The organism is Streptomyces sp. NPDC020299 (genome assembly GCF_044387825.1).
GTDB lineage: Bacteria > Actinomycetota > Actinomycetes > Streptomycetales > Streptomycetaceae > Streptomyces.
Map to the genome: position 1 here is coordinate 472,513 of NZ_JBIRWL010000002.1, position 11,680 is coordinate 484,192.

General features: G+C 72.0%; 9 protein-coding genes. 6 read left to right on the forward strand and 3 right to left on the reverse strand.

Annotation, left to right across the window (positions count from 1 at the left end):
• Nucleotides 1-3,213: an amidohydrolase family protein gene (locus ACH45E_RS06275; protein ID WP_361444147.1), complete on the reverse strand. Its 3,213-nt coding sequence runs from the start codon at nt 3,211-3,213 to the stop codon at nt 1-3.
• A 150-nt stretch (nt 3,214-3,363) separates the two neighbouring features.
• Here ACH45E_RS06275 and ACH45E_RS06280 point away from each other — a divergent pair, with 150 nt between their 5' ends.
• The 6 genes from ACH45E_RS06280 (at nt 3,364) to ACH45E_RS06305 (ending at nt 9,352) form a co-directional block, all read left to right on the forward strand.
• Nucleotides 3,364-4,011, forward strand: coding sequence for a hypothetical protein (locus tag ACH45E_RS06280; RefSeq protein WP_361444144.1), 648 nt, complete (start codon nt 3,364-3,366; stop codon nt 4,009-4,011).
• A gap of 138 nt (nt 4,012-4,149) precedes the next feature.
• On the forward strand, nt 4,150-4,296 hold the full coding sequence (locus tag ACH45E_RS06285; protein WP_361444141.1) for a hypothetical protein: 147 nt from the start codon (nt 4,150-4,152) through the stop codon (nt 4,294-4,296).
• Between the two features lie 24 nt (nt 4,297-4,320).
• Nucleotides 4,321-5,244 (forward strand): oxygenase MpaB family protein, encoded by a 924-nt coding sequence (locus ACH45E_RS06290; protein ID WP_361444138.1) that lies wholly within the window; start codon nt 4,321-4,323, stop codon nt 5,242-5,244.
• Nucleotides 5,245-5,324: 80 nt separating this feature from the next.
• A complete protein-coding gene (locus ACH45E_RS06295) occupies nt 5,325-6,551 on the forward strand; it encodes an aminotransferase class V-fold PLP-dependent enzyme (protein WP_361444135.1) in 1,227 nt (408 codons plus the stop codon).
• A 179-nt stretch (nt 6,552-6,730) separates the two neighbouring features.
• A complete protein-coding gene (locus tag ACH45E_RS06300; RefSeq protein ID WP_361444927.1) occupies nt 6,731-8,746 on the forward strand; it encodes a discoidin domain-containing protein in 2,016 nt (671 codons plus the stop codon).
• A 15-nt stretch (nt 8,747-8,761) separates the two neighbouring features.
• Entirely contained in the window at nt 8,762-9,352 is a 591-nt protein-coding gene (locus ACH45E_RS06305) for a TetR/AcrR family transcriptional regulator (protein WP_361444132.1), read from the forward strand.
• Between the two features lie 53 nt (nt 9,353-9,405).
• On the opposite strand, the gene ACH45E_RS06310 is transcribed toward ACH45E_RS06305, so the two are convergent.
• On the reverse strand, nt 9,406-10,716 hold the full coding sequence (locus ACH45E_RS06310; RefSeq protein ID WP_361444129.1) for an alpha-glucosidase/alpha-galactosidase: 1,311 nt from the start codon (nt 10,714-10,716) through the stop codon (nt 9,406-9,408).
• Nucleotides 10,713-11,669 carry a carbohydrate kinase family protein gene (locus ACH45E_RS06315; RefSeq protein WP_361444126.1) on the reverse strand — a complete coding sequence of 319 codons (957 nt, stop codon included), beginning with the start codon at nt 11,667-11,669 and terminating at the stop codon, nt 10,713-10,715. The genes ACH45E_RS06310 and ACH45E_RS06315 overlap by 4 nt, the downstream gene beginning before the upstream one ends.
• Nucleotides 11,670-11,680 lie beyond the last annotated feature (11 nt).

Here is an 11,680-nt window from a genome sequence, read left to right on the forward strand (position 1 = left end):
TTACAGTGACCATCGCGTCGGCGACGTGCTCCACGTCCAGTGACCGTCGCAGCAACCGTCCCTGCGCATCAGCCGCCCTGTCCCGAGCCAGTCCTTCCCGGCCGTGGTCGTGCGCTGGGTCGTGGGCTCGAAGGCTGCCGTCAATTCCTCGGTGGTGTACGGCACCCCGCCCCTGAGTACCGCCACGGTACGGACCAGGGTGGCGAAGTCGGTGAACGGGTCGCCGTCCACAACGGTCAGGTCGGCGAGTCTGCCCTCCTCGAGGGTGCCGAGGTCGCGGTCGGCACCGAAGAGGCGGGCGGGCAGAACGGTGGCGGTCCGCAGGGCCTGGGCCGGGGACAGTCCGCCTTGGTGCAGGGCGCGCAGGCCGAGGTGGAGGGAGAGACCGACGGGGACGAGCGGCTGGTCCGTGCCGAGGGCGAGGAGTCCGCCCTCGGCCAGGATCCGCCGGTAGATGTCGGTCTCCGTTCCCAAGGTGGCGAGTTGGGCCGGCGTCGGCGGCACACCGGCCGCCTGCCGGACGGCGGCCGCGTCCCACGGGGGCATCACCACGGTGACGCGGGGGTCGTCGGCGAGGTCGGGGTCCGCGCCGAGGAGGGGCAGGGCGGTGAAGGGGGTGGCGATCAGCGAGAAGCGCACCCCGCGCGCGGTGTAGATCTCCACGACGTCCTGGTAGGCCCGGCCCTTGGCAGTGACGGCGTGGCCGAACTCGGCCCGCTGAGTGGCCTGGAGATGGGTCGTCAGGTCCTGGCCGAGCTGGACGCCGGGCGAGAGCAGATGGCCTCCGGTGCGCACACCGAGGCAGTCGTGGGCGAAGCGGGCGGCCTCCTCCATCACCCAGCTGGGCGCTCGGACATACGTTTTGACGAAGTCCCAGTCCAGGGCCGCGCCCCGCTCCAGTGAGCGGCGCAGGCCCTGCCTGGTTCGGTGCGCGCGGCCCATGCTGTAGGCGACGCGGGCCCCGTCGAGGAGTTCACCGGTGGTCAGCAGCCGGGGCCCGGCGAGCTGTCCGGTGTCCGCTGCCTCGCGAATGCGGGCCTGTTCATAAGCGAAACCGCCCAGGGAGACGGCCGTGGTGATGCCGTAGGTGAGCTGGCCGACGGTCTGGCGCCCGCCGTAGGTGCTCTGCCAGGGGTGGGTGTGGGTGTCCCACAGACCTGGGATCACGGTGTGCCTGGAGGCATCGATACGGCGGAGGGCCTCCCGCCGCCCGGAGCGGTGTGACTCGACTGCCGTGACGCGTCCGCTCCGTACGACGATGTCGGCGTCGTCACGGGTCGTCTCGCCGGTGCCGTCCCACAGGCGTCCGGCGTGCACCACCAGGTCGGCGGGCGTGGGTCTCGGGGCGTCGAGGGGCACGCGGACAGTGCGGACAGGGCCGCCGTCGACGCCGGCGAGGCGCAGTCGTCCGGCGCAGAGGTACAGCAGGGTCGTGGAGTCGGCGGACCACGAGGGGTGGTCGCCAGGTTCGTCGGTGAGGGGGCGCAGATCGCCACACGGGGTGCCGTCGGGGTCGACCGGCAGCAGGCACAGCGTCGACTCGACGACGACCGCCATCCAGCGGCCGTCGGGCGACCAGACGGGGCCGGAGTCGTAGCGGTCGGAGATCGAGGTGTGGGGTGCCACAGTGTGCAGGCGGGTGGTGCCGCTCGTGGTGTTCACGACGCGGATGAGGTTGTAGCCCTCCCGGAAGCGGGAGTTGAGGCGGTTGCGGTCGCACAGTGCGAGGTAGCGGCCGTCGGGCGACCAGCTGGGACGCCCCGGCAGTCCGCCACCGCCGAGAGGTTCGGCCAGGGCGTGTTCCTCCGAGGAGGCCAGGTCGCGGACGAGGAGCCGGCCGGTCAGGTCGAGGCAGGCGAGCCGCTGCCCGTCGGGTGACAGGGCCGGATGCACTCGGCCGCCGGTCGCGAGCGCGGTCTCCGCGCCGGTGGCGAGATCGTGCCGGTACACGCCGAGGAGCCCGTCGCGGTCGTCGGCGTAGACGAGCGACCGCCCGTCGGGTGCCCAGGCGGGGGCGAGCAGATAGCGTGTGGGAGCCGCCTTGTGCAGTCGTCGTGGCGGAAGTCCCCCCGAACTTGGTGCGAGCCACAGCGAGTTGAGGGCCGCGAACGCGATCTGTCGGCCGTCCGGTGAAAGCGCGGGCAGATGGATCCCGCGCACCGGACGGGTGCGGGCCTGCCCCAAGTCGTACTTCTTGGTCCGGTACCGGGGCCGTTCCACCGGGAGCAGGCCCTCGAAGGAGATGGTCTCGGGCTGCTCGGGACTCTCCGGTCGTACGAGGGCGAAGGCACCGTCGAGCGTCAGCAGGAGTTGCCCGGCCGATGTCCAGCGTGGGGGCACCGGCGCGATGTCGCCGGTGACCGGGACGGGGCGGCCGTCGACGACGAGGGTGCAGGAGCCGTTCGGGGCGGCGGTGGTGCGCAGGTGGGCCAGGCGGCCGTCGGGGGCGACGGCGGGGGCCATGACCTGCGCGGCCTCGGTCTCGGTGTGCCGGACGGCGACCGGGCCGGTGCCGTCGGCGGGCACCGCGGCGATCGTACGGGCCTCCACGCTCAGGCCCAGGGCGGTGCTGACGGTCTTCGCTCGGACGAACAGGATGTGCGTGCCGTCCGGCGACCAGGTGGGGTCGAAGTCCTCCCATGGGCCGTCCTCCAGGGGGCCGTCCTGGCCGGGCAGGCCGGTGACGCGGGTGATCCGGCCGGTGCGCAGGTCCAGGACGTGGACGCGGTACGGGCTGCCGTCGACGCCATCGCCGCCGCGTTCGGAGGAGAAGGCGAGCCGGGTGCCGTCGGGTGCCCATGCCGGGCTGCGGTCGTCCCAGGGACCCTCGGTGCGACGCCGCAGGCCGGAACCGTCGGGGCGCACAGTCCAGAGGTGGAAGCCGCCTTCCCGGTAGGCACAGAAGGCGATCAGCTTGCCGTCCGGGGAGTACGTGGGGCGGCTGGGCTCAAGATCGGCCGGAGTCAGAGGGCGGGCCGCACCGCCGGTGCGGGGCAGAGACCACAGGGTGCCCTGCACCTCGGCGACCAGGCGGTCACCGACCGGGGCGAGGCTGGCGGAGCCGTTGGTGGCACGGGTGAAGACCAGGGAGGCGGTCCCGGCGCGGGCTGACGCCGCCACCGCGGGGGCGACGCCCGCGAGGGGCACGGAGCCTGCTACGGCGAGGAGTTGCCGACGGGTCGGACGAGAGGTGCTGCTCCGGTCGCGGTCCATGGCTGTACACACTGGTGCACCCGCAGCCCCTGACTCAACGACATTCACTCCCGCTCGGTTCGGATTCAGCCACAGAAGGTGACCGAGGGATTTCGCTACGGACGGTGTCCAAGACCCAGGGCGTCCGGAACCGCTGGGTACCTTCGTGACGTGCCTGATCACATGGACGTCGAAGATGAGGGGCAGGGGGCTGCGCGGAAACGTGGCGGCAAACGCCGGTGGGTGATCGCGGGCGGGGCGGCTGCCGTCGCGTTCGTCGCCGCGGTCGGAGTGGTTCTGGCTCGGTCCGGGCCCCAGGACATCGCCGCACCCCGTACCTGCCACACCGCGGCTCACGGCACCGCGCCCTCCGGTGCCCCGGCGAAGGGCGCCGGGACTCCGGCCGGTACCGCGCCCGCCGCTGACTTCGACGGTGACGGCCACCCCGACCTGGCCCTGGGGGCACTGGGCGACGTGGAGAACGCCGGCGCCGGCGGCAGCATCGCGGTGGCGTACGGATCGGGCGACGGGACCGGTCTCGCCCGCTGCCAGTACCTCACGCAGAACGACGGACGGGCACTGGTGCTGTGTGTCGCGGTGGGGGCCGTCGCTCCGCTGGTGATGGGGTTGTGGAATGTGGAGGCCGTGGTGTGGGCGGCGGCCGGGGCGCCCCTCGCGGCGGTGTATCCGTATATGAAGCGGGTCACCCACTGGCCGCATGTGTGGCTGGGTATCTCCATCAACTGGACGTTGCCGCTGGTGTACGTCCTGCTCACCGGAGGGCTCGGGCTCGGGGCGGGGTGCTGTACGGGGCGCTGATCTGCTGGGCCGTGGGTACGGACGTGATCTACGCCTGCCAGGACCGGGAAGCCGATGTACGGGCCGGGGTGCGGTCGGCCGCCGTGCTGCTGGGGCGCCGCAGCCGGGCTCGGGCCCCTGTACTGGCCCGGACTGTGCGTGGTCGCGGGGCAGCTGGGATGGCAGGTGTGGCGGGCCGACCCCGCGGACGCCGGAGCCTGCGGGCGGGCGTTCGGCACCAACCCCCTGTGCGGACTGCTCATCCTCGTGGCCGTGCTCGCCGGGCGGATCGGTACGCTCGGCTGAGGGACACGGACCCTGGAGGTGCTGGTGGGACTGCGGGAACGGATCGCGGCGGAACTCACGGCGACCATGCACGGCGGGGATCTCAAGCTGGAGCGGTACGCGGGACCGCCCGGTGATCCCGGGCTGTTCGGGATCGCACCGGGGGACCCGGTGTGGCGGGTGCACGGGCAGGCCACCGGGATGCTCACCGGCGGGTTCGCCGCGCTCATGCTCCAGTCGCTGCATCCGCTGGCCATGGCGGGGGTCGACCAGCACTCCGACTTCCGCGCCGACCCGGTCGGGCGGCTGAACGGAACCGTACGGTTCATCACCACGACCACCTTCGGCTCCTCGGCCGCCGCCCGCGAGGTGATCGGCCTCGTCCGGCGGATCCACACCCGGGTGCACGGCACCGCCCCCGACGGCCGGCCGTACCGCGCGGACGACCCCGGCCTGCTCACCTGGGTGCACACCGCCGAGGTGCGCAGCTTCCTCGCCGGCCACCAGACCTACGCACCCCGGCCGCTCCGGCTGACCCCCGCCGAGTGCGACGCCTACTACCGTCAAGTCGCCCCCGTGGCCGAAGCGTTGGGCGCACGGAACGTACCGCGCACGTCCCGCGAAGCCGAGCGCTACCTGGCCCGCCTGCGCCCCCGACTCCACGCCACTCCGGCGGCGTTGGACTCGGTGCTGTTCCTCCGCAGCTTCGGACGCACACGACGGGAGCGGCTGGTCACACGCCTGCTCATGAACGCCTCGGTCGGACTCCTCCCCGACTGGGCCCGCACCGAACTCGGCATCCACCGCCCGGCCCCCGTCCGCGCCGGCTGGGACCGGCCCCTGGCGACGGCCGTCGGACGCACCCTCCAGTGGGGGCTCGGGCCCTCCCAGATCCAGGCCGCCGCACGGGGGCGGCTGGCAGCAGCACGCTTGGATGGAGGGGAACCGGCGCCTCATCGGGTTCCCTGACCGCGCCCCAGCCCTCGGGCCGCGATCACCGTCGTGTCAGGATGCCGGGTGATCACCTGTGTTTCCGGAGGCCTGCTGACGTGAGTGAGACCGAGGTGGCCGTCGCGCCGCACCCCCTGCTGCTGTCCGACGGCAGGCTCGCCGCCGAGGCGTGGTCGCTGGACCCGGCCCTGAGGCACCTGAACCACGGATCGTTCGGTGCCGTCCCGCTGGTGGCGCAGGAGCGGCAGGCGGAGCTGCGCACCGAGATGGAGCGCGCGCCGGTGGTGTGGTTCCCGGAGCTGCCGGGGCGTCTCGCCGCCACCCGGGCCGACATCGCCGGCTTCCTGCGCGTCGACGCCGGCGACCTCGCCCTGGTGCCGAACGCCAGCGCGGGCGCCAGCGTGGTCTACGGTGCGCTCGAACGCTGCCGTGGTGGGGAGATCGTCGTCACCGACCACGGCTACGGGGCCGTCACCATGGGAGCCGAGCGGCTGGCACGCCGCTGGGGCGGCCGGGTGCGTACGGCGCGGGTGCCGCTCGGCACCGACGAGGACGAGGCCTACCAGGCCGTCGTCGCCGAGATCGGCGAGGCCACCGACCTCGTCGTGATCGACCAGATCACCTCGGCGACCGCGCGCCGGCTGCCGGTCGAGCGCATCGGCGCGGAAGCTCGCCGCCGGGGCGTGCCGATGCTCGTCGACGGCGCGCACGCCCCGGGGCTGCTCGCCGCACCGCTCGCCGGGGCGACGTACGATTTCTGGACAGGCAACCTCCACAAATGGGGTTGCGCCCCGCGCGGCACCGCTGCCCTGATCGCACACGGGCCCCTGCGGCACCTGCTCCACCCGTTGATCGACTCCTGGGGTGCCGAGGAGCCGTACCCCGACCGCTTCGACCACCAGGGCACGCTCGACGCCACCTCCTATCTGGCCGCGCCGACGTCCCTCGCCTTCGTGGAGCGCGCCTGGGGCTGGTCCGCCGCCCGCCGCTACATGGACCGGCTCGCGGACTACGCCGGGCATGTCATCGGCGCCGCTTTCGAGCGGCTGACCGGGGAGGACAGCCGGACCGACGTCGGGATGCCGGTCCCCGGTATGCGCCTGGTGCGGTTGCCCGCCGGACTCGGGCGCAGCCGGATCGAGGCCGACGCGCTGCGCGACCGGGTGGCCCGCGAACTCGCCGTCGAGGCCGCCTTCACCAGCTTCGACGGCATCGGTTACCTGCGGGTGTCCGCCCACGTCTACAACACCCCGGCCGACTACGAGTACTTCGCTGAGCGGTGCGTGCCCGTACTCGGCGGCTGGGCACGGGAGTTGAGCCGCTGAGTCATCAGGTCAAGCGTCCCGGACACTTGACTCGGTAGGCGCGCGGCCCGATCCTCGTCCCAGATATTGCGCGGTTCATGACAACCTCAGGGTTTCGGTGACCGCGCCCTCCCGCCGACCGAGGGACGTGGGCCGTGACGCCGATTCGACGCTCGTACCGCAGACGCGGAAACGTCACCATGCTGTCGCTGCTGCTCCTGGTACTGGCCATGGTCCTCGGGCCCACGCCGAGTTCGGCGGCCGGCGACGACTGGTGGGTCCCCACCGCGCGACCCGCCCCGGACGTCCAGATCAACGTCACCGGCGAGCCGTTCACCGGCACCAACTCGGCAGGAGAGGTACAGGGGTTCGTCGACGCGCACAACCACCTCTTCGGCAACGAGGCCTTCGGCGGCCGGCTGATCTGCGGCAAGGTCTTCTCCGAGGCCGGTGTCGCCGACGCCCTGAAGGACTGCCCCGAGCACTACCCCGACGGGACCCTCGCGATCTTCGACTACATCACCCACGGCGGTGACGGCAAGCACGACCCGGTCGGCTGGCCGACCTTCAAGGACTGGCCCGCGTACGACTCGATGACCCACCAGGCCGACTATTACGCGTGGGTGGAGCGGGCCTGGCGCGGCGGACAGCGCGTGCTCGTCAACGACCTCGTCACCAACGGCATGATCTGCTCCGTCTACTTCTTCAAGGACCGCAGTTGCGACGAGATGACGTCGATCCGGCTGCAGGCGAAGCTGACATACGACCTCCAGGCGTACATCGACAAGATGTACGGCGGCCCCGGCAAGGGCTGGTTCCGCGTCGTCACCGACAGCGCGCAGGCGCGTGAGGTCATCGAGCAGGGCAAACTCGCCGTCATCCTCGGCGTCGAGACCTCCGAGCCCTTCGGGTGCAAGCAGATCCTCGACGTCCCGCAGTGCAGCAAGGAGGACATCGACAAGGGACTCGACGAGCTCTACGCGCTCGGTGTCCGCTCGATGTTCCTGTGCCACAAGTTCGACAACGCCCTGTGCGGAGTCCGCTTCGACTCCGGCGGTCTGGGAACGGCCATCAACGTCGGCCAGTTCCTGTCGACCGGCACCTTCTGGCAGACCGAGAAGTGCACCGGCCCGCAACACGACAACCCCATCGGGAGCGCCTCGTCAAAGGCGGAGTCGGACCTGCCGGCCGGTGTGCACGTCCCCTCGTACGACTCGGACGCCCAGTGCAACAAGCGCGGCCTCACCGAACTCGGCGAATACGCCGTGCGCGGCATGATGAAGCGCAAGATGATGCTGGAGATCGACCACATGAGCGTCAAGGCCGTCGGCCAGGCGCTGGACATCCTGGAGGCGGCGTCCTACCCCGGCGTGATCTCCTCGCACAGCTGGATGGACCTGAACTGGACCGAGCGGGTCTACTCCCTCGGCGGCTTCGTCGCCCAGTACATGCACGGCTCCGAAGGGTTCGTCGCGGAGGCCGCCCGGACCAAGCCGCTGCGCGACAAGTACGGCGTGGGTTACGGCTTCGGCACGGACTTCAACGGCATCGGCGACCATCCCGCCCCGCGCGGCGCGGACGCAGCGCACAAGGTGACGTACCCCTTCAAGAGTGCCGACGGTGGCTCCGTCATCGACCGGCAGACCTCCGGCGAGCGCACCTTCGACATCAACACCGACGGCGCGGCCCACGCCGGGATGATCCCCGACTGGATCGAGGACATCCGGCAGGTCGGCGGCCAGGACGTGGTGAACGACCTGTTCCGGGGTGCCGAGTCCTACCTCGACACCTGGGGCTCCACCGAACAGCACCAGGCCTCGGTGAACCTCGCCAAGGGGCAGCCGGCGACGGCCAGTTCGTCCGAGTCGAACCCGTTCACCAGCTACCGGCCGGACCGCGCCGCCGACGGTGACGACTCGACCCGCTGGGCCAGCGACTGGAGCGACGACCAGTGGTGGCAGGTCGACCTGGGCTCCACCCGACTGGTCTCCCGGGTGACGCTGGACTGGGAGCGCGCGTACGGCAAGTCGTACCGCATCGAACTCTCCACCGACGGCACGAACTGGCGGACCGCCTGGTCCACCACGAGCGGCGACGGCGGCCTGGACACGGCCCGGTTCACCGGGACCCCGGCCCGCTACGTCCGGGTCCACGGTCTCGGCCGCGGCACCGACTGGGGATACTCGCTGTACGAGGTCGGAGTCCACAGCGCCTGAGGCGGGAGTTCACGGATGGCACGCATGCCGTCGGCCGAGCGGCGCCGGCAGCTGACGGAAGCGGCGATCAGGACGATGGCCCGGGACGGCGTCGCCAAGGCGACGACCCGGGCCATCGCCGCCGAGGCGGGCGTGTCGCTGAGCGTCTTCCACTACTGCTTCGACTCCAAGCAGGCCCTGATCGAGTCCGTCATCACCACCCTCACCGACCACTCGGTGACCGTGGTGCGGGAGGCGCTGCGGCCCAGGGCCACGCTGGAGGAGACCGTCCGGGCCGGCTTCGAGGCGTACTGGGACCACGTCCGCGACCGCCCCCACGAGCACATGCTCACCTACGAACTGACCCAATACGCCCTGCGAGAGCCGGGGTTCGAGCACCTGGCCCGACGGCAGCACGAGCTTTACGGCATCGCCTACACCGAGCTGATCGAGCAGGTGCGCACCAGCCGTGAACTGCGACTGCGCGTCCCCGTCTCCGTCCTGGCCCGCTATCTCGCCGCCGTGACCGACGGCCTGACCCTCAACTACCTCGTCCTCGGCGACGAGTCGGCCTGGACCGACATCCTCGACACGGTCACCGCCCACATCGCGGGGCTGGTGGCCTGACCCGCACCCGGCGAAATCACCGTATCTGCAGTCGCCAGGCCGCCGGGTACCGGTCAGGAGCCGAGGCGGACGCGCAGCCCCGGCTGGAGCAGGTCGCCGTGGGCGGTGACCATGTCGTCGCACAGGCGCCAGATGTCCTCGACGGGCAGCGCCGCCGCGGTGGCCGGGTCGGTCATCGCCGCATGCCTGATGTGCCGGGGTTCGTCTTCGAGCGCCGCCCGCACCACCAGGTCGTTCGCGCTCAGGTAGGTGCGGTTGAGCGCCGCCAGCTGGGGCGGGAGGGAGCCCACGCGGGTGGGCTGGACACCCAGCGAGTCCACCAGGCACGGCACCTCGACCACGCCGTGCGCGGGCAGGTTGTCGATCAGGCCGCGGTTGGGGACGTTGCCGTAGACCGTGCGCGGGGTGCCGGTGACCATGCTGTGGATGATCTGGGGCGCGTACTCCATCGTGCCCTCGACGGTGATCGGGGCGCCGGCGGCCAGCGCGTCGCGGGTCCTCTCGTACTCGGCGGTGTTCTCGTCGACGATCTTGAGGTACTCGCCGACCGGCAGCCGCAGCCGCTCGACCTCGCCGGCGTGGTGCAGGTACCAGGGGACGTACTCGGAGGAGTGCTCGCTGGTCTCGGTCGGGTAGTGGCCGAGCCTGCGGTACATGTCGACGCGGACCCTGCGGCGCAACTGGTCGTCGGAGGCGATCAGTTCGTCCAGCTTCGGGTAGAGGCTGCGCCCCTGATGCTCGAAGCGCAGCACCCATGCCTGGTGGTTGACACCGGCGGCGTGGTAACTGACCTCCTCGTAGGGGACCTTGACCAGGTCGGCGAGGTCACGCATCGTCCAGTAGACCGAGTGGCACAGTCCCACCACCCGGGTCAGACCGGTGGCCTGGGCGAGGTACTGGACGTTCATGGCCATGGGGTTGGTGTAGTTGAGCAGCCAGGCCTGGGGGCAGACCTCGGCGATGTCGCGGCCCAGCTCCCCGAGGAACGGGAAGGTGCGCAGGGCGCGGAAGATACCGCCGATGCCGAGGGTGTCCCCGATGGTCTGGCGCAGGCCGTAGCGGGCGGGTACCTCGAAGTCGGTGCGGGTGGCCTCGGCCATGCCGATCTGCACGATGTTGATGACGAAGTCGGCGTCCGCCAGGGCCTCGCGGCGTTCGGCGTGCGCGGTGACGGTGGGGCCGGCACCGAGGGTGTCGGCGATGCGGACGGCGGCGGCGCGCGCGGTGGCCAGGCGTTCGGCGTCGATGTCGTGCAGCGCGATGTGCGCGGACTTCAGTTCGTCGAAGGCGAGGAGGTCCGCGAGCAGACCCTGGGTGAAGACGACGCTGCCGGCGCCGACGAAGACGATCTTGGGGGTGGTCATACGGGGGTTTCCTCGGTCTCGGGTAGGCGGGTGAGGGCTTCGTCCCAGGTGGGCTGGGCGGCGATGCCGCCGCCGGCGCGGGTGGACAGGGCGCCGCAGACCGCGGCGAGGCGCAGCGCGTCCGGCAGGGACATCTCGTGCAGCAGGCCGGTGATGAAGCCCGCGTCGAAGCTGTCGCCGGCGCCCACCGCGTCGACCGGCTCGACCGCGATGCCCCGGGTGGTGAAGAGGCGTTCGCCGTCGTGGCACAGCGCGCCGTCGGCGCCGTTCTTGACGACGGCGACCGGGCCCCGGGCGGCGAGCCGGGCGGCGGCCTCGGCCGGGTCCGCGGCGTCGGTCCGGGCCAGTCGGCGGGCCTCGGCGGCGTTGGGCAGCAGGAAGTCGGTGTGGGCCAGCACGGCGTCCAGACCGGTGGGCTCCCACAGGCCGGCCGGGTCGTCGTTGGTGTCGACGGAGGTGGTGGCGCCGTGCCGGTGTGCGGTGCGCAGGAGGTCCGGGAGCGCGGCGGCGAGCTGGGGCATCAGGAAGTACGAGGTGGAGTGCACGTGCCGGGCGGCGGCCAGCTGGGCGGGCGGCACGTCGTCGGCGGTGGTCGCGGCCAGGGTGCCGGGGGCGGTGAGGATGGCCCGGTCGTCGCCGCGGGTGAGGACGACGGTCAGCGGGGTGGGCCGGTGGGGGTCGAGCGTCAGCGCCCCGGTGTCGACGCCGTGGGCGTCGAGGCGGTCGCGCATGTAGCGGCCGGCGTCGTCGTCGCCCGCCCGGCCGGCGAAGGCGACCCGGAGGCCGAGGCGTGCGGCCCCGCAGGCGACGATCGCGCCGGAGCCCCCGACGGTGAGGGTGCCGGACGGCACCAGTTGTTCGCGCTGGCCGAAGGCGAGCGGGGTGTCGAGGGGGCCGATGACGACGTCCGGGTTGGCGTCACCGATGACGAGCAGGTCGAAGGTGTGCGGCATCACGGAGGATT